Annotated in this window: 25 protein-coding genes and 3 tRNA genes; 7 read left to right on the top strand and 21 right to left on the bottom strand. The window is 68.1% G+C overall.

Annotated features, from left to right (window positions below):
• Window positions 1–46: 46 nt before the first annotated feature.
• Window positions 47–1,036 carry a UDP-glucose 4-epimerase GalE gene (gene galE, locus BKH28_RS00930; protein WP_075417071.1) on the bottom strand — a complete coding sequence of 330 codons (990 nt, stop codon included), beginning with the start codon at window positions 1,034–1,036 and terminating at the stop codon, window positions 47–49.
• A 198-nt stretch (window positions 1,037–1,234) separates the two neighbouring features.
• On the opposite strand from galE, the gene BKH28_RS00925 reads away from it, so the two are divergent.
• Window positions 1,235–2,239: an Abi family protein gene (locus BKH28_RS00925; protein WP_075417070.1), complete on the top strand. Its 1,005-nt coding sequence runs from the start codon at window positions 1,235–1,237 to the stop codon at window positions 2,237–2,239.
• Between the two features lie 43 nt (window positions 2,240–2,282).
• Here BKH28_RS00925 and purE read toward each other — a convergent pair whose 3' ends face one another.
• Entirely contained in the window at window positions 2,283–2,834 is a 552-nt protein-coding gene (purE, locus tag BKH28_RS00920) for a 5-(carboxyamino)imidazole ribonucleotide mutase (protein WP_075417069.1), read from the bottom strand.
• Between the two features lie 51 nt (window positions 2,835–2,885).
• Window positions 2,886–4,181: a 5-(carboxyamino)imidazole ribonucleotide synthase gene (locus BKH28_RS00915; RefSeq protein WP_075417068.1), complete on the bottom strand. Its 1,296-nt coding sequence runs from the start codon at window positions 4,179–4,181 to the stop codon at window positions 2,886–2,888.
• A 66-nt stretch (window positions 4,182–4,247) separates the two neighbouring features.
• On the opposite strand from BKH28_RS00915, the gene BKH28_RS00910 reads away from it, so the two are divergent.
• From BKH28_RS00910 to BKH28_RS00900, 3 genes are all read left to right on the top strand, one after another.
• Window positions 4,248–5,510: a hypothetical protein gene (locus tag BKH28_RS00910; RefSeq protein WP_075417067.1), complete on the top strand. Its 1,263-nt coding sequence runs from the start codon at window positions 4,248–4,250 to the stop codon at window positions 5,508–5,510.
• Window positions 5,511–5,550: 40 nt separating this feature from the next.
• The gene (locus tag BKH28_RS00905) at window positions 5,551–6,114 is read left to right on the top strand and encodes a GtrA family protein (protein WP_075417066.1); all 564 of its coding nucleotides are present in this window, start codon (window positions 5,551–5,553) and stop codon (window positions 6,112–6,114) included.
• A 110-nt stretch (window positions 6,115–6,224) separates the two neighbouring features.
• Complete coding sequence (locus tag BKH28_RS00900) at window positions 6,225–6,956, top strand: VTT domain-containing protein (RefSeq protein ID WP_075417065.1); 732 nt, start codon at window positions 6,225–6,227, stop codon at window positions 6,954–6,956.
• A gap of 104 nt (window positions 6,957–7,060) precedes the next feature.
• Here the strand turns inward: BKH28_RS00900 and BKH28_RS00895 are convergent, their stop codons facing one another.
• The 4 genes from BKH28_RS00895 to BKH28_RS00880 all read right to left on the bottom strand — a co-directional run bounded on the left by BKH28_RS00895 (window position 7,061) and on the right by BKH28_RS00880 (window position 11,244).
• Complete coding sequence (locus tag BKH28_RS00895) at window positions 7,061–8,137, bottom strand: sensor histidine kinase (protein WP_075417064.1); 1,077 nt, start codon at window positions 8,135–8,137, stop codon at window positions 7,061–7,063.
• Between the two features lie 87 nt (window positions 8,138–8,224).
• A complete protein-coding gene (locus BKH28_RS00890) occupies window positions 8,225–8,896 on the bottom strand; it encodes a response regulator transcription factor (RefSeq protein WP_075417063.1) in 672 nt (223 codons plus the stop codon).
• A gap of 226 nt (window positions 8,897–9,122) precedes the next feature.
• Complete coding sequence (locus BKH28_RS00885) at window positions 9,123–10,232, bottom strand: adenylate/guanylate cyclase domain-containing protein (protein ID WP_075417062.1); 1,110 nt, start codon at window positions 10,230–10,232, stop codon at window positions 9,123–9,125.
• 94 nt (window positions 10,233–10,326) lie between these two features.
• The gene (locus BKH28_RS00880) at window positions 10,327–11,244 is read right to left on the bottom strand and encodes a biotin--[acetyl-CoA-carboxylase] ligase (protein ID WP_075417061.1); all 918 of its coding nucleotides are present in this window, start codon (window positions 11,242–11,244) and stop codon (window positions 10,327–10,329) included.
• 34 nt (window positions 11,245–11,278) lie between these two features.
• On the opposite strand from BKH28_RS00880, the gene BKH28_RS00875 reads away from it, so the two are divergent.
• Complete coding sequence (locus BKH28_RS00875; protein ID WP_075417060.1) at window positions 11,279–11,944, top strand: Maf family protein; 666 nt, start codon at window positions 11,279–11,281, stop codon at window positions 11,942–11,944.
• 25 nt (window positions 11,945–11,969) lie between these two features.
• On the opposite strand, the gene BKH28_RS00870 is transcribed toward BKH28_RS00875, so the two are convergent.
• The 6 genes from BKH28_RS00870 to BKH28_RS00845 form a co-directional block, all read right to left on the bottom strand.
• Complete coding sequence (locus BKH28_RS00870) at window positions 11,970–12,653, bottom strand: MarR family winged helix-turn-helix transcriptional regulator (RefSeq protein WP_075417059.1); 684 nt, start codon at window positions 12,651–12,653, stop codon at window positions 11,970–11,972.
• Window positions 12,654–13,154: 501 nt separating this feature from the next.
• Window positions 13,155–13,961: a MaoC/PaaZ C-terminal domain-containing protein gene (locus tag BKH28_RS00865; RefSeq protein ID WP_075417058.1), complete on the bottom strand. Its 807-nt coding sequence runs from the start codon at window positions 13,959–13,961 to the stop codon at window positions 13,155–13,157.
• A 114-nt stretch (window positions 13,962–14,075) separates the two neighbouring features.
• Window positions 14,076–14,246, bottom strand: coding sequence for a 50S ribosomal protein L33 (gene rpmG / locus BKH28_RS00860; protein WP_003779904.1), 171 nt, complete (start codon window positions 14,244–14,246; stop codon window positions 14,076–14,078).
• A gap of 60 nt (window positions 14,247–14,306) precedes the next feature.
• Window positions 14,307–14,380 (bottom strand) — tRNA-Met (locus BKH28_RS00855).
• Between the two features lie 38 nt (window positions 14,381–14,418).
• A tRNA-Thr gene (locus BKH28_RS00850) sits at window positions 14,419–14,491 on the bottom strand.
• A 112-nt stretch (window positions 14,492–14,603) separates the two neighbouring features.
• Window positions 14,604–14,685, bottom strand: a tRNA-Tyr gene (locus BKH28_RS00845).
• 158 nt (window positions 14,686–14,843) lie between these two features.
• Between BKH28_RS00845 and BKH28_RS00840 the strand changes: the two genes are divergently transcribed.
• Window positions 14,844–15,341, top strand: coding sequence for a YajQ family cyclic di-GMP-binding protein (locus BKH28_RS00840; RefSeq protein ID WP_075417057.1), 498 nt, complete (start codon window positions 14,844–14,846; stop codon window positions 15,339–15,341).
• A 17-nt stretch (window positions 15,342–15,358) separates the two neighbouring features.
• Here BKH28_RS00840 and BKH28_RS00835 read toward each other — a convergent pair whose 3' ends face one another.
• The 3 genes from BKH28_RS00835 to BKH28_RS00825 form a co-directional block, all read right to left on the bottom strand.
• The gene (locus BKH28_RS00835) at window positions 15,359–16,003 is read right to left on the bottom strand and encodes a response regulator (protein WP_075417056.1); all 645 of its coding nucleotides are present in this window, start codon (window positions 16,001–16,003) and stop codon (window positions 15,359–15,361) included.
• Window positions 15,991–17,259 (bottom strand): sensor histidine kinase, encoded by a 1,269-nt coding sequence (locus tag BKH28_RS00830; protein ID WP_075417055.1) that lies wholly within the window; start codon window positions 17,257–17,259, stop codon window positions 15,991–15,993. The genes BKH28_RS00835 and BKH28_RS00830 overlap by 13 nt, the downstream gene beginning before the upstream one ends.
• A gap of 98 nt (window positions 17,260–17,357) precedes the next feature.
• On the bottom strand, window positions 17,358–18,332 hold the full coding sequence (locus BKH28_RS00825) for a phosphotransferase family protein (RefSeq protein WP_075417054.1): 975 nt from the start codon (window positions 18,330–18,332) through the stop codon (window positions 17,358–17,360).
• 121 nt (window positions 18,333–18,453) lie between these two features.
• Here BKH28_RS00825 and BKH28_RS00820 point away from each other — a divergent pair, with 121 nt between their 5' ends.
• Window positions 18,454–19,167: an LppU/SCO3897 family protein gene (locus tag BKH28_RS00820; protein WP_143224032.1), complete on the top strand. Its 714-nt coding sequence runs from the start codon at window positions 18,454–18,456 to the stop codon at window positions 19,165–19,167.
• Here the strand turns inward: BKH28_RS00820 and BKH28_RS00815 are convergent.
• From BKH28_RS00815 to BKH28_RS00795, 5 genes are all read right to left on the bottom strand, one after another.
• Window positions 19,164–19,703 (bottom strand): AAA family ATPase, encoded by a 540-nt coding sequence (locus BKH28_RS00815; RefSeq protein WP_075417052.1) that lies wholly within the window; start codon window positions 19,701–19,703, stop codon window positions 19,164–19,166. The two genes, BKH28_RS00820 and BKH28_RS00815, sit on opposite strands and share 4 nt — an antisense overlap.
• The gene (locus BKH28_RS00810) at window positions 19,703–20,380 is read right to left on the bottom strand and encodes a sensor domain-containing protein (RefSeq protein ID WP_081379982.1); all 678 of its coding nucleotides are present in this window, start codon (window positions 20,378–20,380) and stop codon (window positions 19,703–19,705) included. Before BKH28_RS00810 ends, BKH28_RS00815 begins: the two co-directional genes overlap by 1 nt.
• Window positions 20,381–20,505: 125 nt before the next feature.
• Window positions 20,506–21,375, bottom strand: coding sequence for a zinc metalloprotease HtpX (gene htpX, locus BKH28_RS00805; protein WP_075417051.1), 870 nt, complete (start codon window positions 21,373–21,375; stop codon window positions 20,506–20,508).
• 33 nt (window positions 21,376–21,408) lie between these two features.
• Window positions 21,409–21,993, bottom strand: coding sequence for a GNAT family N-acetyltransferase (locus BKH28_RS00800; protein WP_075417050.1), 585 nt, complete (start codon window positions 21,991–21,993; stop codon window positions 21,409–21,411).
• Between the two features lie 3 nt (window positions 21,994–21,996).
• The coding region (locus BKH28_RS00795; RefSeq protein ID WP_430515693.1) for an alanine dehydrogenase at window positions 21,997–22,637 on the bottom strand (641 nt) is incomplete at its 5' end.

The raw sequence follows: 22,637 nt of genomic DNA, 5'->3' as shown, positions 1-22,637 counted from the left end.
GAGGTGTCAGCCCGCCTGCTGAGATCTGTTCGGGTCCGAGGAGCGCTCAGCTGAAGTGGGGCCGGTTGGGGTCGGCCTGCCATGAGGTGTAGGACGAGGCGACGATGTCGTCCAGGTCGTGCTCGGCCTTCCATCCCAGGACCTCGCCGATGCGGGTGGCGTTGCCGATGAGCTGGGGCGGGTCGCCGGCGCGGCGGGCGAGCTCCTCGGGTTCCAGGTCCAGGCCCGTGGAGGCGATGACCTTGGAGACGACCTCCCGCACCGATGCGCCCTGGCCGGTGCCGACGTTGAAGACGTGCTCGGCCATCTCCTGGCCGCCGGCCAGGTAGTCCAGGGCGGCGATGTGGGCGACCGCCAGGTCCTTGACGTGGATGTAGTCGCGTACGCAGGTGCCGTCGGGGGTGGGGTAGTCGGTGCCGAAGATCTTGGGGGTCTCGCCCTTGGAGAGGCGGTCGAGCACCATGGGGATGAGGTTGAGGGTGGCCATGTCGCCCAGGTCGTCCCAGCCGGCGCCGGCGACGTTGAAGTAGCGCAGGCCGGCCCAGCGCAGCCCCCAGGCCTTCCCTGCGTCGGCCATCATCCACTCCCCGATGAGCTTGGTCTCGCCGTAGGGGTTGATGGGGCGGCAGTCGATGTCCTCGGGAACGACCTCCACCGGGGGCATGCCGTAGACGGCGGCGGAGGAGGAGAAGATCATCTGCTTGACGCCGGCCGTCTCCATGGCCAGCAGCATGTTCGCCAGACCACCCACGTTCTGCTGGTAGTACCAGGCGGGGCGCTCCACGGACTCGCCCACCTGCTTGCGGGCGGCGAAGTGGATGACGGCGGTGACGCCGCGCGAGGTCATGACCTCAGCAAGGGTCTCGGGGGCCTGGCCGCTGGCGACGTCGAGCTCGACGAGGGAGGCTCCCTTGACTCGCTCCGGCGTCCCGTAGGACAGGTCATCGACGACGACGACCTCCTCCCCGCGCTCGAGGAGAAGTCGGACCACGTGCGCGCCGATGTAGCCGGCGCCTCCAGCAACGAGAATGCTCATGCCCACAGTCTACCCACACTCGCTCAGAAACGAACAGAAACGAACGTGAGATCCATGCGGCAGTGCATTCCCCACCCAACACCCCCTCGCAGCTGTAAACCCGTGTACACTGACACCACAACACCCCCCAGGCCTCTCGCTCATCAGAGCACGCCCAAATCGGGGGGTTTTTACATACCAACACCCTACAATTGGAGGATGAATCCTCCAGGTCAACATTACGATAAACCAGCGCTCAATGAGAACGACCTCATTGAGCGCTACATTGAACGCGGACTCATCATCACGGACCGGAATCGCACCGCCAGGTACCTCCGACATATCGGATACTATCGACTCTCCCCCTACACAATCCCCTTCCAAGCCGACCGAACCACCCACTCCTTCAGACCGGACACCACCTTCGACGACATCCTCTATATCTATGTGTTCGATCGACAGCTGCGCCTCCTGACAATGGACGTACTTGAACGCGTCGAGGTCGCAGTGCGTGCCGCAGTGTCCAACACGATGTCAACACACGGCGAAGGCGGAGCCTTCTGGTACCAAAATGCCTCCAACTACCAAAACCGCAGAGGATACTCCGCAACGATTGAGCGCATCGAGGACCTCATAAGACGCGAGCGGCAACATACCCCCTCGGATCGCGGCGAACAGGCGGATCGCCTCCACTACCCAGATGCACTCTCGCACTACCTTGCCACCTACTCGTCTCCAGCGACACCGCCGTCCTGGCTGGTTATCGAACTACTCACCGCCGGTGAGCTTCAACATCTTTACGCCAGCCTGCCCCTCAAATATCGTAAAATAATTGCTCGGGAGCTCGACCTCCCTGACCAGGTGCTGCAGTCTTGGCTCAAGACCTACGTGAGGGTGCGCAACATCTGCGCCCATCACGGACGCCTCTGGAACAGATTCCTTGGCGTTTATCCAGCCATCCCCAGAAGCCCGACCGTCCGCTGGCTCAACGATCGCAGCACCTTTGATACCGGCAACCCGAGAGCCTTGGAAAGAAAGAGGCTCTACCCTGTTCTCGTCTCTCTTCAGTCGATCTTGTTCACCATCAGCCCGCACTCAACATGGGCTCTGAGACTGCATACTCTTTTAGAGAAGTACCACGACATCCCACTGAATGCCTTGGGAATGAAAGCCAACTGGGACGCCGACGAGTTCTGGCAGGAGGCCTTCGAGGCCTGCTCCTGACGCGATCAACGACCTTCGCACGCTTCGCGTCGTCGGTTGATCATCAATCCTGCAGCCGCTCGCGCAGGGCAGCACCCTTGGCGTGGGCAACCTCGCCGAGGTCCTTCTGGAAGGCTCGCATGGCGTCACCCAGGCGGGCGGCCTCCTGTCCCTGACCGGACGCGAGGATGCGCACCGCCAGCAGCCCGGCGTTACGGGCCCCGCCGATGGAGACCGTGGCCACTGGGACCCCGGCCGGCATCTGCACGATGGACAGCAGGGAGTCCATACCGTCGAGGTACTTCAGCGGTACCGGCACCCCGATCACCGGCAGCTCGGTGACGGCCGCCAGCATCCCGGGCAGGTGAGCCGCTCCCCCGGCACCGGCGATGATGACGCGCAGTCCCCTCTCGGCGGCAGCGCGCCCGTAGTCGATCATCTCGGTGGGCATGCGGTGGGCCGAGACGACGTCGGCCTCATAGGCCACCCCGAACTCGTCGAGAACCTCGGCGGCGGCTCCCAAGACCGGCCAGTCCGAGTCCGACCCCATGACGATGCCGACCACCGGCCGCCCCGAGCCTGCCGTGCCCGTCGTCGTTCCGCTGACCTCATTCATGAATGTCCTCCCTGTCTTCTGTGTACTGCGAAGCACTCCGCCAAGTCCGGCTCAGGCATCCCCGCGCAGGATGGCGACGGCCCCGCGCGCCTGCTCGACGACGTCGGCGACCTCCTGCCCCTGGCCGACCGTCATGGTGACGTGCCCGAGCTTGCGGCCCGGTCGCCACTGCTTGCCATAGAGATGAATGCGAGCCTCGGGTTGAGCGCCCATGGCCCGGGACAGGGCGTCACCCCCCGGCTCGTGCTGACCACCGATGAGGTTGACCATGACGGTAGTGGGCGCCGTGGCGTCAGTGGCACCCAGTGGCAGGTCGAGAACCGCCCGCAGATGCTGGGCGAACTGGCTGGTGACGGCCCCGTCCTGGGTCCAGTGACCGGAGTTGTGGGGACGCATCGCCAGCTCGTTGACGTACAGGCGCGTGGGCTCCCCGAAGGTCTCCACGGCGAAGAGCTCGACGGCGAGCACTCCGGTCACCCCGGCACGTTCGGCGACCGTGCGGCCGATGAGCTCGGCCTCCTCGACGGCGACCGAGTCGAGACCGGGTGCCGGCGCCAGCACCTCGGCGCACATACCGTCCTCCTGGACCGTCTGAGCCACCGGCCACACCGCCACCTGCCCACTGGGGGTGCGGGCCAGCAGGACGGCGAGCTCACGGGTGAAGGGGATCGCCTGCTCCACCAGGAGACTGGTCACCGCCGCCCCGCCGAGGCTGCCTCCCCCACCGGTACCACGTCCGTCACCCTGACCGGCTCGAGCACGGGCCACCGAGGCGATCCACTCGGCCGCCTCACCCTCGCGCAGGGACTCGGCGCTGCGCACCAGCAGGACCCCGTGACCGTCATAACCTCCGCGCGGCGTCTTGAGCACCACGGGCCAGCCGTGCTCGCCGGCGAAGGCCTCAACGGCGTCGGCCATCTGCTCAGCGCTGTCCTGCTGCGGTCCGCCGACCTCCGCCCAGGCTGGCTGCGGAAGCCCGGCCTCGCTCATGGCCCGACGCATGGCCAGCTTGTCGCGAGCCAGTTCGAGGGCCTGCGGCGTGGGTTGGACGCTGACGCCCTCGTCCTGGAGACGCTCCAGAAGGCTTGAGTCCTGGTGCTCGTGCTCGAAAGTGAGGACCGCAGCCGGTTCCCCTCCGAGTCCCTGAGTACCGTCCCCGGCGACGACGGCACGCACGGCCGCCTCGTCGTCGGCGGCCCCGACGGGAGCGTCCGGGGTCACCTGTCCGGTGGACCCGTCCGCGGCCTCCACCAATGCCCTCAGGTGAATACCCAGGGCACTGGCCTCTTCCTGCATCATGCGGGCCAGCTGCCCGCCTCCAATCACGGCAACGATGGGTACGCTCACGCCTCAAGGCTACCCGCCCACCGCGCATTCTCACCGCGCTCGGGTCCAGACCGTAGGGTGGGAGCCGTGACCCCACCCGTCTCAGAGTCCTCCACCGCCCAGCAGACCCCGCACTCGCCTTCGACTCGCGGCGCGCCCTCGAGTCCTCACCACCGGCTGCAGGTCCTGGCGGTCTGGGCCGCGGCGAGCGCCCTGACCTTCGTCATCCTGCGGCTGGGCGCCCAGGACACACCCGCCACCCCGTGGGCCGGGGCCGCACCGTCCTGGGAGGAGCACATGCGCTTCTGGGACGCCGGCTGGTACAACCGGATCCTTGAGGAGGGCTACCCGGATCGGCTGCCCGTGGGCGCCAACGGGCGGATCACCCAGAACACCTGGGCCTTCATGCCGCTGCTGAGCGCCCTGGCCTCCCTGCTGGGCTGGACCGGCTGGTCCTTCTACGTGCGCGCCACCATCGTGTCGATCCTGGCCTCGGCGTTAGCGGCGGTCGTCATGGACCGCTGGCTCTCACCGATGACGGGGAGGCGGGCCTCCCTGTGGGCGGTGGCGCTGGTCTGGTCCTCGCCGTGCGCCGCAATTCTCCAGGTCCCCTACGCCGAGTCCCTGGGGCTGGTACTGGTGGGGCTGACACTGTGGCTGGCGAGCCGCGGGCGGGCACTGACTGCGATTCCCCTCGCGCTGGCCGCCTGCTTCGCCCGCCCCGTCGGTGTCCCGCTGGGGGCGGCGCTGGGGTTGTGGTGGGTCTGGGAGGTGGCCTGCGCCCGGGGCTGGGTCCCATCCTCCTGGTTCCCACGTCTTCTGCCCGACCACACCCCTCAAGTACCGGGCGCGCGTCGACGGCTGCTGGCGCTGGCACTGCTCACCTGCTCGGCAGCCCTGAGCTGGCCGGTCATCGCCTGGCTGGTCACGGGCCGGCAGGATGCTTACACCGCCACTGAGACCTCCTGGCGCGGCGCGGACCTGGCGCCCGTCGTGCAGTGGGCGACCCGCTTGGGCGACTGGGTGGGCCCGCATCTGGCCCTGGCCCTGCTGACCGTCGTGCTGGCCACGGTGGGCCTGCTGCTGAGCGCCCCGGGGCTGCGGGCCCTGGGACCTGCGGCCTGGTTCTGGTGCCTGGGCTACCTGCTCTACCTCCTGGCCTTCTTCGACCCGACGACGTCGGTGCTGCGTCTCCTGCTGCCTCTGGCCCCAGCGGGCTGGGCGCTGGCCGCGGCGGCCGGCACCACCCGCAGGCGACTGGCGCTGCTGGCGGCCTGCGTCACCGGCCAGCTGTTCTGGGTCTCCTGGGTGTGGGACTTGGGCAGTGTCAGTATTCACTGGGTTCCGTGAACGGCCTCGGCTTGCATGACCTGACTGTCATCGACATAGGATGCCCGCCATGACGCTTTCCTCCGGCAATTCCTTGACGCAGAGGCTCATCGCCCTGGTCAAGGAGTTCATGCAGTTCGGCATGGTGGGCGCTGCGGCCTACGTGATCGACGTCGGCCTGTTCAACCTGTTCCAGCACGGCCCCACCGGATTCCTCTCCGGTCACCCGAACTCCGCCCAGCTGATGGCGTCCTCGATCGCGACCGTCTTCTCGTGGATCGCGAACCGCTACTGGACCTACCGGGGCCGCACCCAGAAGAACGTCGCGCGTGAGGCCACCTTGTTCATCCTGGCCAACCTGGGCGGCATCGCCATCACGCAGTTCTGTCTGCTCTTCACCCACCACGTCCTGGGGCTGACCTCGCCGCTGGCGGACAACATCGCGGCCTACGTCGTCGGCTTCGGCCTGGGGACGGCATTCCGGTTCGTCTTCTACCACTACATCGTCTTCACTGGACACAAGGACCGCTCCCCCGGCGACGACGACACCGACAGCTCCAGTCCCCAGGGGCAGGCCGGCAGCGGGACTGAGCCCCGCACCGTCCCCGTCTCGGTTCGCCCCTGACGCCCGACAGAACCAGCGCAGCAGGCTGCGATATCGGGGTGCCCGATTCCACAGCCCGGAGGGGATCGCTCTCACGGCATGGCCGCCGGGGCACCGTTTAGCCTTGCACGGTGACTGCCCTGACCGCCTTGGCCCCGGCGCTGAATCTGCCCGCCGCCCTCCCCTCCGCCCACGCACCGATGCTCGGCCCCGAGTGGCTCGATGCCACCTTCATCATCAAAGCCTTCGTCGGCTGGATCGGCCCCTGGGCCATCCTCGGCGTCATGCTCGTCATCTTCGCCGAGACCGGCCTGCTCATCGGCTTCTTCCTGCCCGGTGACTCACTGCTGTTCACCCTGGGGATGTTCGTGGCCATCGGCGAGACCAACCCGGCCGAAGGAGTTCCCGTCCCCATCTGGGTGGCGGCCCCCCTCGTGTGGCTCGCGGCCATTGCCGGCAACCAGACCGGCTACCTCATCGGCCGCAAGGCGGGACCCGCGATCTTCAACAAGCCCGACTCACGCCTGTTCAAGCAGGAGCACGTGGACCGCACCTCGGACTTCTTCGAGCGCCACGGCGGCAAGGCCGTCACCCTGGCTCAGTTCGTGCCGATCGTACGCACCTTCACGCCCGTCATCGCCGGTGTCGGCAAGATGAACTACCGCCACTTCATCACCTTCAACATCCTGGGCGCCACGTTCTGGGCCTTCGGCATCACCTGGCTGGGTTACTTCCTGGGAACGATCAAGTGGATCCAGGACAACATCGACGCCATGATCCTCATGATCGTCTTCATCTCGGTGGCTCCGATGCTCATCTCCGGCGTCTCGAAGCTCATCAAGTCCCGCCGCCAGAAGTCCTGACGCCTCTGAGTGGACGCACACCGTGGGCTTCGAGGACTGAACCCGGGTTCAGTCCTCGAAGCCCACGCTGCGTCCTCGCCATGTCGCGAGCGGTCAGCAGCGAGTCAGAAGCGACGACGTCGACCGACGGAGACCAGCGCGCCCTGCGGCAGGACGTTATTGGGGTCCAGGGACTTGGGGACGGCGTTGAGGAGGATGGAGAAGACGGCCGGACTGCGCTGGGACAGCTCGATACGGCCGCCGTCGGCCTCGACAAGGTCCTTGGCCAGCGCCAGCCCGACACCGGTGGAGCCGTAGCCGGAGACGTGCCGCTCGAAGACGTGTGGCGCGATGTCCTCGGCCACGCCGTCGCCCTCGTCGGCGATATCGACGAAGACCGCGTGACCGCCGTTGGCGCTGCGCACGCTCACCGAGGTCGTCCCGGCTCCGTAGCGCAAGGAGTTCTCGATGACAGTGGCCAGGACCTGAGCCAGGGATCCGGGAGTGGCCAGGACCGGGTGGCTGATCTCGTCGGAGAAGGTGATGGTGCGCCCGGCCTGCTCGAAGGCCGGCTCCCACTCCTCACGCTGCTGGGCGAAGATGTCCTTGAGGTGCAGGGCCTCCGTGGTGCCGCCTCCGGTGCGGCGTGAGACCTTGAGCAGGTCCTCGACGACGCCGGTGAGCCTCTCGACCTGTTCCAGGCAGGCGTGGGCCTCTGCGCGCACCTCCTCCTCACCGGCGAGCAGCTCGATCTCCTCCAGGCGCAGCGACAGGCTGGTCAGCGGCGTGCGCAGCTGGTGGGAGGCGTCGGAGGCGAACTGCCGCTCGGCGGCGATGCGTCCGGCCACGCGCTCCGCCGAACGCACGAGCTCGGCCTGGACCAGGTCGATCTCCTCGATCCCCGAGGAGCGCAGCCGCGGACGGACCTGACCACTGCCGAGCTGCTCGGCCTCGGCGGCCAGGTAGATGAGTGGGGCCGAGATGCGTCTGGACACCCGGGAGGCCACGACGGAGGCCGCCGTCAGTGCGGTGCCGGTGAGCACCAGAACCGTGAGGACGACCGTACCGATGATGGTGACCCGGTCACCGCCTCCGGCGGAGCGCAACGCGCTGACGATCCAGGCGCCCCCCAGTGGCAGCCCCAGCAGGAGGACCGCCACGGACACCGCCGACATCGTCATCGTCATGGCGTAACGACGCATGGCAAGTCCCCCTTCAGCCTCGATCGGTGTGTCGAGGCGGCTGCAGCCTCCAGCACCCCGTTCCGGGAGGCCCTCCCGGTCAGCGGCTCAGCCGGCGGTCAGAAGGTAACCCTCCCCCTGGGCCAGCAGAAGCGCTGGCCGCTCCTCATCGTCACCGAGCTTGCGACGCAGCCAGGTCACGTGCATCTGAAGGGTCTGGGGACTCCCGGTGGGATCCTCGCCCCAGACCTCCTTGAGGATGTCCTCACCGGAGGCGACCTCACCGCCGGCGCGCACCAGGACCCGGAGCAGCTCGAACTCCCGGGTCGTCAGCTGCAGCTCACGCGAGCCGACGAAGGCCCGGTGAGCGGCGACGTCGACCCGGATCTCTCCGACACTCAGCTCATCCTCCGTGGCCTCCCCCGAGGCACGGCGGACCTGCGCCCGCACGCGAGCCAGCAGCTCGGCCAGGCGGAATGGCTTGGTGACGTAGTCATCGGCCCCGGCGTCCAGACCGACGACGAGGTCGGAGTCCTCACTGCGCGCGGTGAGCATGAGGATCGGGATGGTCAGGCCCTGGGCCCGCACCTGACGGGCCACGTCCAGGCCGTCGATGTCCGGCAGCCCCAGGTCCAGGACGATGATGTCAGCGGCCGAGACCTCCTCGAGGGCGCCTTTACCGGTGCCATGAGTCAGGACCTCATAGCCCTCGCGTCCAAAGGCGCGGGCGAGGGGCTCGGAGATGGCAGGGTCGTCTTCGACGAGCAGAACAGTTGTCACATCCGCGATGTTAGGTGACGACACACCCCCACCGCCATCGTCCCAGAGGTGGAGAAGATACCAAGACGTGACCACTGCCGGGACGGCGACTCCCCCGCTCTCCCACGCCCAGAACACTTTTCCGTGAGGATACCGCGGAAAACCTCGATTCCACGTTGCTCCTTCAAGAGCTGAGCGAACAAAGAATCACGAGATGGTAACGGAACCGCGATCCCGGTCCTACGGCTCAGAGACGGGTCGGCGAGGTTCTCTCCAGCGACCAGGGCACAATCTGCCCCAGCCCCTTGGCCACCACCTCATGGCACTGCCCCACCCGGTACCGATCCGCCTGAGACGAGCGGAGAATGGCCATGGCAGTTGACTCATCCAGACGGATGCTGCCGGGTTCGGCCGCGTCCACAAGCCGTGAGGCCAGGTTGACGGTGGGGCCGAAGACGTCCCCGGAGCGGGAGATGACCCGCCCTTCGACGAGGCTGGCTCGAACCCGGATCGCGTCCGGCCCCTTCTGGAGCTCATCGACCAGGGCGGTGACGACGTCGGCGGCGATCAGAAGGTCATCGGAGATGTACATGACGGCGTCCCCGATCGTCTTGACCACCCGCGCCCCCCGGGATGTGATGACGTCCCGGGCCGTGTTCTCGAAGCCCTCGAGCATGTGAGTCAGGGCGGCTTTACTCATGCCCTGAGCGCGCTGGGTGAAGGAGACGATGTCGACGAATCCCAGGGAGCGGATGAGCGGGTAGAGGTCGGGACCGGTGTCCTCTCTGCCCCGGGTCGACACCTCGGCGTCGGTGCGTCCCAGGATGGAGGCCATGTGACGGCGCCACACGTAGGTCAGCTGGCGCGACAAGAGCTCCACGAGGCCATCGATACGGTCGAGGGCGACCAGCCGTGCGGAGGTGTCGTCCAGCCCGAGACGCTCACTGAGGTCGGTGACGAAGGTCTCCAGCTCCCACAGGACCAGCCGGTCCATGGTGTAGGACTGGGCTCTGAGGAGCTCGAGCACGCTGGCCGAGGCCAGGGAGGAGTCGCTGGTCTCGTCGATGAGCGCCACGGTGTCTTGAAGCGCGGCGACATCCTGCTCGGTGAAGTGAATCGCATCGGGGTCGACGTCGGCGAAGCCCATGGCGCGCCAGAACTTCTGCGCCATCTCCATGCTGGTTCCGGCCCGCTGAGCCACCTCGGTCAGGGTGAGGCTGGGGGACGCCCCCAGCAGCAGGCACTCATGCCCCACCAAGGTGGTCCGCCCCTCAGGGTCCACCTCAGCAGCAGCCTCGCCCCCGACCCCGTGGGAGTCCGGTGCGCGCCCCTCGCTCGCTTGGCTGTCTAATGTCACCCTGCCACAGTAGCGCAGATCACACGCCTATGCCCATTGAGCGACCGACCACATGGAGCGGCAACGAGTTCGCGGTTCTCACGGCTCCTGGCACTCAGCCCCTCACACGCACGAGGGTCACATCGCCGGCGCGGACCTCGGTGTCACCGCCCTGATTGCGCAGCACGAGGGCGGGGGTGACGTCGACGGCGAGTCCGCTGAGCTCACCGTCAGGAGCCTGGACACTGACCCGCTTCCCCAGGGTGGTCAGCGCCGCACGCAGCCTGCGCCCGAGTGCGCCGTCCCCGGCGTCGACGTCCCCACCGGCCTCCTCCCACTGACCGATGAGCTGAACCAACTGATGGCCGATCGCCGCGAGAACGACCTCCGCAGTGTCCGCGCACGCACCTCCACCGCCCGCGCCGACGGCACCGAGCGTGCACAGGGAGCCGGCCCAGGGGACCGGCAGGTCCTCAGCCGCCTGCCCGATGTTGACGCCGATGCCGAGGATAACCATCGGAGCCTCGTCACGGTCGGCGGGGACCGCATCGGGTGCGAGCCCCCGAGGCGCGCACCCGTCGGGGCCTTCCGGAGTGACGAGCTCACTGAGAACGCCGGCGACCTTGCGCGTGCCGGCCCAGCCGGGTACCGCGGGCACGACTGCTGGGTCATCAGGCACGGCGACGACGTCATTGGGCCACTTGGTCCCCACCCGCCAGGGCAGATCCTCGACAAGGGGGGCCAGAGCATCGCGGACGGCCAGGCCACCCAGCAGCGGCAGCCACGTCAGGCAGTCAACGGGAACGAGGGGCCGCAGGACCACGGAGACCAGGAGGGCGCCGCCGTCGTCGGGGGTGACCCAGGCGCGTCCGGATCGCCCCCTGCCTGCGGTCTGCCTCAGCGCCCGGAGTGCCGACAGGTGCGGCCAGGCTCCACGTTCAGACCCCGTGAGGGCCGCGCGCAGGTCGTCCTGGGTGGATCCGGTGACGGGAACGGTGTCGAGTCGTGAGAAGGGGCTACCGCCTGGGCTCATGGTCCGAGCCTACCGGCACGTATAGGCTGACGGCGTGATTCTCCTGGCCTCGAAGTCATCCGGCCGCCTGGCCACCCTGCGAGCCGCCGGCGTCGACCCGCTGGTGCGAGTCTCCAGCGTTGATGAGGAGGCCATGCTCGGCGAGCTGATCCAGCGGCGCCGCGACGCAGGGCTGACAGCCCCGAGCGCGGCCGAGCAGGTGCAGGCCCTGGCTCGGGCCAAGGCGCTCGACGTCATGGCATCCACCGACCCGCAGGAGGCCGAGGTGGTCGTGGGCTGCGACTCCATGCTGGAGATCTCCGGTCAGGTCGTCGGCAAGCCGGCCGATGCGGCTCAAGCCCGTGAGCGCTGGCAGATGATGAGCGGAGGCACCGGCACCCTGCACACGGGACACTTCCTGGTGCGCACTGCGGACGGCGCCATCGCCGAGGGGGTCAGTTCGGCCACCATCCATTTCGGCTCCCCGTCGCCGGCCGAGGTCGAGGCCTACATCGCCACCGGTGAGCCGCTGTGGTGCGCCGGCGCCTTCACCATCGATGGACTGGGCGGAGCCTTCATCGAGGGGATCGATGGCGACCCCCACGGCGTCGTGGGTATCTCCCTGCCGCTGCTGCGCCGACTTCTGGCAGACCTGGAGGTGCTCTGGACAGACCTGTGGGCGCCGCCGCCGGTGGCGAAACCGACTGACGACGCCCACTGATCGCGCAGGTGGGTGCGCAGGAGCGTCAGGAGGCCGAGGCCGCCGAGAACCCGGAGGAGTCCGGGGCCTGAGCGATGACTCGCATGAGCTCGGCCAAGGCGACCTGCTGCTCACGGCTGAGGCGGTCGACGACGTGACGGCGCACGCCGTCGAGGTGCACCGGAGCCGCCTCGCGCAGGAAGTCGAAGCCCTCCTGAGTCAAGGTGCAGTTGACACCGCGGCGGTCGGAGTCGCAGGAGCTGCGCTCGACGTACCCCACGCTCTCCAAGCGCCGGACCGTATGAGTCAGCCGCGAGCGGGAGTGCGAGACGTGCTCGGCAAGAGTGGACATGCGCAGGGTGTGGTCGGGCGCCTCGGACAGGCGCACCAGGATCTCGTACTCGTGCATGGAGATGCCGCATCCGGCCTCGAGCTCGCGGTTGAGGCGGGCTGTGACCGAGGTGGAGGCCGCCAGGAAGGACCGCCAGGCATCCATCTCGATCTCATCGAGTCGACGGAAGCCCTCCTGCTCCGAGGAGTCGTTCTGTCCGCAGCTCGAGGTGGATTCCTGGCCGCAGCCGCCCACCAGCCCCCGGCCGCGCTCGGGCGAACCGGCCGACTCCTGGTTGTAGGTGGCCTCAACGGCCTCCTGATCGCTCTGAGTCCACGTCATCTCAACGTCCTCGGCGTAGGCCGTCGTCTCCACCATCGTCCGCTCTGCGGTAATCACCTTTATCGACTCCTCTCAGCACCGACCCGGATAGGCCGTGAACCCTCAAGCGCGAACTTGTTGTCTGCCTTTGGCTTTCACACAAGCGCGGCTCTGCTTCTTTTTTATCACACTCGGTCGGAGCCCCAGCACCCCAGCGCAGTGCCCCACAACATCGGACATCCTTGAAAACACATGTCACACCCCCACTTTTCCTTGCTGCTCAGCGGATTTAGGAAACTGGAACTCGTACGGGAAAACAATTCGGACACTGACTTCATGTCACCTGACATACGTCAGATTGACAATCAAAATACCCACCTTTGTTACGCTATCATCCCCGTTGACCGATGATTGGGAAGTGGCTGATAATTCGTTTCCACCTTCTCATCTCACATCCTTCAAGACAACAATGAATCGCCGTCAAAATTCCCTCCAGCAGGCAATCATTATTCCCTCATGCTGCGATAGGGGGAATGGGCGCCTGCGTCGTCCTCCGGCAGCGGTCATGGGGTGGCGGCGTCATCGACGCCGCAGGATGGGCCGCCGCCCCTGAGCGATGTCTCCACTGGTGGGATCAACAGCGAGCGTCACCCACAGCCCCTCCGCGCCGTACTCGGACTCAGGAACATCAGCAGAACCAATGAATACCAGGCTTATCTGCCGTCGAGGCGAAGACTCGACGAGTGCGAGACTGATCGCCCCGAGCAGCAGGCCATGAGCGACGACCTCACCGGAACCGGCCGACAGCCCAGCCTCGGATGCTCTGCCGGGCAGGAGATGGATGGGGTTCCGATCTCCGCTGACCTCCGCCCAGGAGGCGATATCAGCGTAGGAGAGCCGGTAGAAGCTGGAATCGGATAGCGTATCAAATCCATCCCCGGAGGCCGTGAGTTTCCCGTTCTCGACGGCGTCCGGCTGAGGCGACCGGGTACGGCGGGCGAGCTCGTGGGTCACGCACCAGCGCCGGCCCGTCACCGACACCTCGACCGTCGCCTGGATGAGCTCCCACCCCGCGCGCTCGACCTGCCGGATCGATACTCCATCGGGCACGGCACGCCCCGTGGCCGCCTCGGCTCCCGCCGGGCTCGCGCTCATCCGGCAACGGCGGTGCACCAGGCCCTCCCAGGCGGCGTCACCCCGATGGTCCCGCACCCACCCCTGGACCTGGTGCATGGCCTGCACAGCGGGAAGAATCGCTGCCGCTCCACGCAGGGCCCGGTGGTGCGTCTCGCAGGACGAGGACTCGGAGGAGCCGGTTGCGAGTACCCCGGTCAGAACTGCTGCGAGCCGCTCGAGGGCGTCGTCACAGAGGCTGAGACCGTTCACCCCTCCGATGCTAGGCGCCGGCCCCGAGGAGACGACGAAGCCCCGCCGACATCGTGTCGACGGGGCTCGCTCCGCGGTCACAAGGCGGCTGCGACCGCGATCGCTAGGCGATTCTCAGCGGGTCTCGCGGTGCTCAGTGTGCTTGCCGCAGCGAGCGCAGAACTTGGCGATGCTGAGACGGTCGGGGGTGTTCCGACGGTTCTTCTTGGTGATGTAGTTGCGCTCCTTGCACTCCGAGCAGGCCAGAGTGATCTTGGGGCGAACGTCGGCGGACTTGCTGGCCACGTTTGTCTCCTCGTGTCGATCCTCGAGCATGCGACGGAACGCTGTACTCGAAAGCTTGCGTAGCGGGGGAGGGACTCGAACCCTCGACCTCACGATTATGAGTCGTGCGCTCTAACCAGCTGAGCTACCTCGCCATAGGAACACAATGGGGGCCAGTGGCCCCCGCTGTGAGAGCCCCGAAAGGGAATCGAACCCTTGACCTTCTCCTTACCATGGAGACGCTCTGCCGACTGAGCTATCGGGGCAACGAGCCGAATCCTAGGCAGATCCGAATCGCTCTGGCAATTCGTTCCGCCGTGGCTTCGCTCACTGCGGGCCTCGCCGGGTTGGCGAGGTGGGATCAACGAGTGATCGCCGTGGCGGGTGAGGGATTCGAACCCCCGTAGCATTACGCGGCTGATTTACAGTCAGCTCCCATTGGCCGCTCGGGCAACCCGCCTTGGCTCCATGCTCCGACCTCCCGGTCATCGCTTGGCGCCGTGGAAGAATAGCAAGGCAGCGGCGCGCAGCGCCAATCGCCCCCGTAGGACCCTCCTCACAGAACAACCCGCCTAGACTCGGGTCGACTGAAGTCCCGCCCCGGAAAGGACTGCCGCCATGGCCAATGACTCCTCCTTCGACGTCGTCTCCCGCCTCGACCGCCAGGAGGTGGACAACGCCGTCAACCAGTGCGCCAAGGAGATCTCCCAGCGCTATGACTTCCGCGGTGTCGACGCCTCCGTGAGCCTGTCGGGCGACACCATCACCCTGGAGGCCAATACGGCCGAGCGGGTCATGGCGATCCTGGACGTCCTGGAGTCCAAGCTCTTCCGCCGCGGCGTCTCCCTCAAGGCCCTGGATCTGGGAGACAAGGAGCCGCGCCCCTCGGGCAAGATCTATCGTCTGGCCTGCCCGCTGCGCGAGGGACTCACCCAGGAGGTGGCCAAGAGGATCACCAAGGCGATCCGCGATGAGGGCCCCAAGAGCGTCAAGGCCACGATCCAGGGCGACGAGGTGCGCGTGACCTCCAAGTCCCGCGACGACCTCCAGGCGGTCATCGCCCTGCTGAAGAACCTCGACGTCGACGCCGCCCTCCAGTTCGTCAACTACCGCTGAGGCACCCGCCCCTGCGGCTAGGCCGACAGCAGCGTCAGGACGGCCTTGACGCGGCGGTGGACGGCGGCGTCGGGCAGCAGGCCGAGCTTGGCGAAGATCCGCTGGGTGTGCTTCTCCACGGCCCCCTCGGTGACCACCATGATCTCGGCGATGCCGGCGTTGGTGTGACCCTCGGCCATGAGGGCCAGGACCTCCCGCTCACGGGGCGTGAGCTCGGTGAGCGGGTCGTCGCGCCGGCCTCGCTGGAGGACCTGGGAGACGACGTCGGGATCCAGGACGAGCTCACCGCGCGCCACCCGCTCGACCGCGCCGAGGAAGGCGTCGATGTCGCCCACCCGGTCCTTGAGGAGGTAGCCCAGGGCGCCGCCGCCGTCGGCCAGGAGGTCGGGCAGGTAGCCGGCGACGACGTACTGGCTCAGCAGCAGGATGGGTGCACCCGGCCACTGGGCGCGGATGCGGGTGGTGGCGCGCAGGCCCTCGTCGGTGTGGGAGGGGGGCATGCGGATATCGGCGACGACGACGTCGGGTCGCAGCCGCAGGGCCTCCTTCACGAGGGCCTCGCCGTCCCCCACTCCCCCGACGACCTCGTGGCCGCCGTCGGCCAGGATGAGTGCCAGTCCCTCCCGCAGGAGGACGGAGTCATCAGCGATCAGAACGCGCACGGGATCATCGCCTCCAGTGTGGTCGGCCCGCCGGTCGGGGACGTGACTGTGAGCCTACCGTCGACACCGCTGAGGCGCTCAACCAGGCCGGCCAGGCCGTGTCCCTTGGCGGTCGAGGCCCCTCCGATGCCGTTGTCGCTGATCCTCACGCGCAGGACGCCGTCGACGACGCGGGCATCGACGCCGGCGGCCGTGGCCCCGGAGTGCTTGTTGAGGTTGGCCAATGCCTCGCTGACCACGAAGTAGGCGGCCTGGGAGACGTGGTCGGGCAGGTCCGGCAGCTCGGTGCTCACGGTGACGGGGACGGAGGAGCGGGTGGCGGCCTCGGTGATGGCTGCCGCCAGGCCGCGGTCGATGAGGACGGGTGGGGCGATGCCGCGGGAGAGCTGACGCAGTTCGTCGAGGGTCTGTTGAGTCTGATCCATGGCGCCCTGGATGATCGCCGAGGCCGCCGCCGGATCCTTCTCGGCCTGGCGCTGGGCCCGGGCCAGGTCCATGCGCAGACGCACGAGGCGCTGCTGGGGGCCGTCGTGGATGTCGCGCTCGAGGCGGCGGCGGGTGTCGGCCTCGGCGCGCTGGACGGCGGCCCGGGAGGTCTGGAGGCGGCTGACCTCGCTGCGCCAGGAGAGCATGGCGCGGATGAGACCCGTCTGCATGGCGGCCAGGCCCCGTAGGACGGCGGGGGCGGTCAGGGAGAAGACGATGCCGCAGGTGAGGTTGAATCCGATGTCCCAGAGCAGCTCCGGCTGCAGGCCCAGAAGATGAGCCAGCCCCTGACGCTGCTGTCCGATGGTCGGGTCGAGGACCAGGTCAAGAGTGATATCGGCGATGGGGGCCAGCAGGCCGCCCACGGCCAGGGCCAGCCACACGACGCTGATGATCCAGGTGATGAGGGAGACCGGGAAGTAGATGACGGCCCACAGCAGGTCCATCCAGCGCTGGGGGTCGCGCAGGCGCTGGAAGAGCCGACGGCGTGCGGAGACTCCCGGCTCGGACTTGAGGTAGCCGCCGGGCACCGGCTCGCGTCCGTCCACGCGCGCCACGGCGAGGCGGGCGATGTTGGCGAAGCCCCCAGCGATGCTCAGGTCGATGACGAGCAGCAGCAGCCCGACCCAAACGATGGTGGTGACCACGCCGAGGGCGGTCAGCGGCACGACGAGGTAGAAGGCGAGCAGGCTCAGTGGCCCGCTGAGGAGGAGGAAGGCGGCGTCCCTGCCGAGCTGCCGGTAGCGCGCCGCCCATATCGATCGGTTCATGCCTCATATCCTCCTCAGGCCTGGAATCACGCCCAATCCTGCCACCTGGCGGGACCTTGGTGGGGCTAGCCCGACACGGCCTTGAGGCAGCGGGCGGCTCAGCCACCGAGTCGTGCGGTCAGGCTGTGGGCGAGCTCACCGGCCCACCTCCCATAGCGGGCCTCACCGGGGCGGCTGAGGCAGTACAGGAGGTTGCCCATACGGTCGAGGAGCTCATAGGCGTCGCGGCGCTCCAGCAGCCGTTGCGGATCAGTGGCACCGGCGTCCTGCGCGAGCCGCACGTACTCGGCGACGAAGGCGGCGACGTCGTCGGGCGTCATGGGCAGGTACCAGGGCCCGCCGGTCACCCGGCCTCCGATGAGGGCCAGGTCCTTGGCGGCATCTCCGGGGCCGGACCACTCGAAGTCGATGAGTCGTGGCAGGCCGTCGGGGCCGAGGACGACATTGGTGGCGACGGCGTCGCCGTGGATGAGCGGGTGGGTGGGGACCGCCTCGAAGGCCGGGGCGAGGCGGGTGAGCTCGCGGCTCCAGGCGGGCAGGAGTGCACGGACGCGGGGGTCGGCGAGTGTCTCCGGGTGGTGCTCCCCCCACCAGGTCAGCAGCTCCTCCCCCTGCTCGCCGGCGCTTGGCACGAAGGCGGCCGAGGGCGGGGGACCTGAGGCGAGGGCCTCGTGCAGGCGGGCGAGCTGGTGGGCGAGGGCAGTGGCGAGTCGCCGGTTCCAGTCGGTGGCGCGCAGCGCCCGGCCGGGGACGTGGGTGGTCACCATGTAGGGGGTGCCGAGCGGATTGTCGGCACTGGTCTCCAGGCCGACGGCACTGGTTCCCAGTTCGGGCGGGACGCGTCTGAGAACCTCGAACTCGGTCTCCATGGAGCGGGGCATGTCATGAGGCAGGTGCCGCGGAAGGCGCAGGACCCGGGCCTGCTCGCCGGAGCCGATTCGCCAGGCCGTGTAGCTCTCGCCGGCCCCTAGTCGCTCGACCGGTCCGGCCGTCACGCCGTGCAGCTCACCGGCGTCGATGGCGGCCCTGATGCGCTGGGTGATGTCGTCGACGGTCAGGGGCGGGCTGTCCACTCCCCTATCTCATCATCACTGGCGAGGCCGCTGCCAACGGCAACACGGACACTGCCGTCCGGTTAGTATCCGGGGAGCGTCCTCATGCACATCGTTCATCGTCCTTCTCCGAAAGCGCCCCATGAGCATTCCTTCACCGCGGACTTCGCCGCAGCCGGCGCAGTTCTTCCCGCAGATGCCGCTGCCCGAGCATCCGCATCGTCCGCGGTGGAGGTGGGCACGGGTCCTCATTCCGATCGGTATCGGAGCCGCCGTGTTCGCCGCTGTGGGCCTCCTGGGCTGGTGGATAGTCACCTCCTCCTCCATCGAGAACGCGAAGACTGGTCATTGTCTGGCGCACGTCGTCACCTCGAGCAACGACCCATCCATCACCAGCTGCACCTCCGCTGAAGCCGAGTTCAAGGTGACGGGGCGGGTCGATGAGCCGGGGAAGTGCGTTCCCGTCCCCGGAACCACGAGCGTCTACGACACCGGAGAGGACTATCTGTGCCTGGCCGATCCAGACCCGGAAGCGGATCCGCAGCGCGCGGTCAACCGCGTCCGGACCGGTGACTGCGTCGTCATCAATGACAAGGCGCACCTGGAGAAGGAGGCAGTCATCACCGACTGCGCGAGCTCGGGAACCTATCCCGTGCTGGCCGTTCTCAAGGATGTCAGCGAGTCATCCACGGGCCAGACGGCGTACGACCACTACGCCGAGCTCTGCAAGAAGGCCGGTACCCCTGAACCCGAAACCGTCTACCAGTTTCACATGCGCCGTATTCCGTCCAACGGGGGTCGCTACGACTCCAGCATCGGGGCCGACATCGCCCTGTGCCTGGGGCCGCAGAACTAGCTGCCGGCACTGCCCGCGCGGATGACGACCCGGGCCGCCTCGAGGGCGGTGAGCCGGGCGGTGTCGAGGCGGAGGTCGGCCTCGGGCCAGGGTGCGTAGTCGCGGTGCTGCACCGCCCGCCAGTCCGGCAGCTCGAGTCCCTTAATGTCGCTGACCCGTTGCTGGGCGCGGCGGCGGTGCTCGGCCGTATCGGAGCAGGTGAGCTCGACGGCGAGATACCGGGCGCCCAGGTCTGAGGCTGTCTCCTCCCACAGGCTGCGGGTGAGGGGCAGCGGGTTGACGCACTCGACCAGGACGTCTCCGCCCGAGGCCAGGACGTCTCGGGCGACGGCGGCGGCCGCGTAGTATCCGGCGCCTGCGGGCATGCCGGGGAGCATCTCGCCGCTGTCCCGCAGGGCCTGCTCGATGGAGTCGATGCGCAGCCAGGTCGGCGGTCGGCTCTGCGGCCGCGCCTCGGCCCGCAGGCGCAGGATCTCCCGGCAGACGGTGGTCTTGCCGACTGCCGGTAGTCCGCCGACGACGGTCAGGGTCGCCATCAGTACCTGGCCATCTGCTCGAGGCGATCGACCTCACTGCGCCAGGAGAGCATGGCGCGGATGAGCCCCGACTGCATGGCGGCCAGGCCCCGTAGGACGAAGGGGGCGGTCAGGGAGAAGATGACGCCGGCGCTCAGGTGGATGACGATCTCCCAGAGCAGGGGCGGATACAGGCCCAGAAACTCGGCGAGACTCTGACTCTGGTCTCCGATGGACGCGTTACGAATCAACTCAAGAATGACGTCGATAACGGGGGAGAATAAACCACCCACGGCCAGTGCCAGCCATCCGACGGCGAGGATCCAGGTGACCAGGGAGACCGGGAAGTAGACGATGACCCACAGCAGGTCCATCCAGCGCTGAGGGTCATGCAGACGCCGGAGGAGCCGACGGCGCGCGGAGGCCCCCGGAACAGGAGACAGGTAAGCGCCAGGTCTGGGGTCACGCCCGTCCAGACGCGCCACACGGAGACGGGCCAGGTTGGCGAAGCCCCCGGAGATGCTCAACGCCAGGATCAGGAGGAAGAGGCCGATCCCGATGATGACGGTGCCCGCACCGGCTGCGGTCAGCGGCAGGACGAGGCAGAAGGCGAACAGGCTCAGTGGCCCGCTGAGGAAGAGGAAGGCGGCATCCCGGCCGAGTCGGCGGTAGCGCGCGGCCCATACTGATCGGTTCATGCCCCCCATCTTCCTCAGGCCTGGAATCACGCCCAATCCTGCCACCTGGAAAGACCTTGGTGGGGCTAGCCCGACACGGCAGCCGGAAGGACGCGGCAGCCCGCCGACGACGGACAGAGGCACCGTCAGTACCCTGCCATCTGCTCGAGACGGGCGATGCGCTTGTCCATGGGCGGGTGGGTGGCGAAGAGGTTGCGCAGACTCCCGAAGGGGTTGGCGATCATCATGGAGGAGACCGGCTCGAGGCGCGGGTCCTGCCCCATGGGCACGCGCGAGATACCCGACTCGAGCTTGCTGAGTGCGCTGGCCAGGGCGAGCGGGTCCTGGGTGAGCTCGGCGCCGTCGTGATCGGCGTCGTACTCGCGGGTCCTGGAGATGGCGAACTGGGTGATGGCGGCGGCCAGGGGCGCCAGGAGCGAGAGCAGCAGGACGGTGATGATGCTGCCACCGTCCCGGTCGCGCCGGTTGCCGCCGCCGAACCACAGGGTCATGGTGATCATCGAGGAGATGACTCCGGCGATGCCCGCGGCCACCGAGGAGGTGAGGATGTCTCGGTTGTAGACGTGGGAGAGCTCGTGCCCCAGGACGCCGCGCAGCTCGCGCTCATTGAGGAGCTGAAGAATGCCCTGGGTGCAGCACACGGCGGCGTGCGAGGGACTGCGGCCGGTGGCGAAGGCGTTGGGGCTCATCGTGGGGGCCACGTAGAGGCGTGGCATGGGCTGTCCGGCGGCGGCGGAGAGCTCACGCACAATGGCGTACATCTGGGGCTGCTGGTCCTCGGTGACCTCAATGGCCCCCATGGCGCGCACCGCGATCTTGTCGGAGTTCCAGAAGCCGTAGGCGGTCTGCACCAGGCCGAAGACCGGCGCGATGATCAGCCAGACGGCGGAACCCGTGGCCCGGGCCAGTACGTAGCCGATCAGGAGGAGCAGGCTCCACATGCCGCCCAGGAGGACGGCGGTCTTGAGACCGTTATAGTGGTGAGTCCTTGTCATGACTGGAGACTATGGGATGAACCTGTGTCTCACCTATGTCCGCTGGCGCGCGATGACGCGGGCCGAGCTCATGCCGCAGTCCAGGTAGCGCAGGGCGTCCCGGAAGTCGTCGGGGTGGAAGGTGGTTCCCGGCGCCTCCCGCACGAGGGTCCAGTACTCCCCCATCGAGTCGACGACGGCGTACCCGGTGTCGTTGAAGCCGGCCCGCTCGTAGAAGGTGAGCCGCCGGCGTCGCTGCTCGGCGTTGTCGGCCTCGGCGATGACGGGTTCGATGTCCAGGACGATGGTGCAGCCGGGGTGACGGCGCTCGAGCTCGGCCAGGAGGCGGGTGCCCAGGCCCCGACCGCGGGCGGCGTCGTCGACGGCGAGGTAGAAGAGGTAGAGCAGACGGGAGCGGGGGCGGCGCACGCTCCAGGTCAGGGCGACGGGGTCCGGGGAGGCCTCGTGGGCGGGGCCGGCTGGTTCGTCCCACCAGGCGACGAGGTCGATGCCGCGCCGCAGGCTGAGCAGGTGGATGAGTGCCCAGGGCAGGCGCTCATCCTCGGGGAAGGCACGCAGGTAGAGGTCGTGCGCCCAGCGATCGGTTCCGCCGGCGAAGCGGATGCGACGGGTTCTCACCGCTCAGCTCAGCAGGTCGGCGACGTCCGCCGTGGGGATGTTCAGGGCCTGGCCGACCCCAGCGGTGTAGAGCGTCCCGGCGTGGGTGCTCAGGCCGCGCGCGAGGTCGGGGCGCGCCGTGATGGCGCCTCGCCAGCCCTCGTCGGCCAGGGCCAGGGCGTAGGGCAGGGTCGCGTTGGTCAACGCGTAGGTGGAGGTGTGCGGGACGGCTCCGGGCATGTTGGCCACGCAGTAGAAGATCTTGCCGTCCACCTCGAAGGTGGGCTCCGAGTGGGTGGTGGGGCGGGAGCCCTCGAAGCAGCCTCCCTGGTCGATGGCGATGTCGACCAGCACGCTGCCGGGCCGCATGGTCTCCACCATGGCACGCGTGACGAGGTTCGGGGTGCGGGCCCCGGGCACGAGGACGGCGCCGATGACCAGGTCCGCCCCGGCGCAGGCCTGGGCCACGTCGAGCTCGGTGGAGAAGCGGGTGCGAATGGTCCCGCCGTCGAGCTCCTCGATCCGGCGCATGCGCAGCGGGTCGACGTCGAAGACGGTGACGTCAGCGCCCATGCCGGCGGCGACCCGCGCGGCGCTCAGGCCGGCGGTGCCTCCGCCCAGGATGACGACGCTCCCCCGCCGCACCCCGGCGGCGCCGCCCAGGA

It is taken from the genome of Actinomyces oris (assembly GCF_001937665.1).
Lineage (GTDB): Bacteria > Actinomycetota > Actinomycetes > Actinomycetales > Actinomycetaceae > Actinomyces > Actinomyces stomatis.
This window is presented reverse-complemented; position numbering and strand designations above follow the sequence as displayed.

Excerpts from the sequence above, each read along its gene's own strand:
- BKH28_RS00820 (WP_143224032.1), top strand. The coding sequence starts at position 18,454 with ATGAGCATTCCTTCACCGCGGACTTCGCCGCAGCCGGCGCAGTTCTTC.
- BKH28_RS00840 (WP_075417057.1), top strand. The coding sequence starts at position 14,844 with ATGGCCAATGACTCCTCCTTCGACGTCGTCTCCCGCCTCGACCGCCAG.
- BKH28_RS00895 (WP_075417064.1), bottom strand. The coding sequence starts at position 8,137 with ATGCGTCGTTACGCCATGACGATGACGATGTCGGCGGTGTCCGTGGCG.
- BKH28_RS00925 (WP_075417070.1), top strand. The coding sequence starts at position 1,235 with ATGAATCCTCCAGGTCAACATTACGATAAACCAGCGCTCAATGAGAAC.
- BKH28_RS00815 (WP_075417052.1), bottom strand. The coding sequence starts at position 19,703 with ATGGCGACCCTGACCGTCGTCGGCGGACTACCGGCAGTCGGCAAGACC.
- purE (WP_075417069.1), bottom strand. The coding sequence starts at position 2,834 with ATGAATGAGGTCAGCGGAACGACGACGGGCACGGCAGGCTCGGGGCGG.
- BKH28_RS00880 (WP_075417061.1), bottom strand. The coding sequence starts at position 11,244 with ATGAGCCCAGGCGGTAGCCCCTTCTCACGACTCGACACCGTTCCCGTC.
- BKH28_RS00905 (WP_075417066.1), top strand. The coding sequence starts at position 5,551 with ATGCCCGCCATGACGCTTTCCTCCGGCAATTCCTTGACGCAGAGGCTC.
- BKH28_RS00810 (WP_081379982.1), bottom strand. The coding sequence starts at position 20,380 with ATGAACCGATCAGTATGGGCCGCGCGCTACCGCCGACTCGGCCGGGAT.
- galE (WP_075417071.1), bottom strand. The coding sequence starts at position 1,036 with ATGAGCATTCTCGTTGCTGGAGGCGCCGGCTACATCGGCGCGCACGTG.
- htpX (WP_075417051.1), bottom strand. The coding sequence starts at position 21,375 with ATGACAAGGACTCACCACTATAACGGTCTCAAGACCGCCGTCCTCCTG.
- BKH28_RS00830 (WP_075417055.1), bottom strand. The coding sequence starts at position 17,259 with ATGAACCGATCGATATGGGCGGCGCGCTACCGGCAGCTCGGCAGGGAC.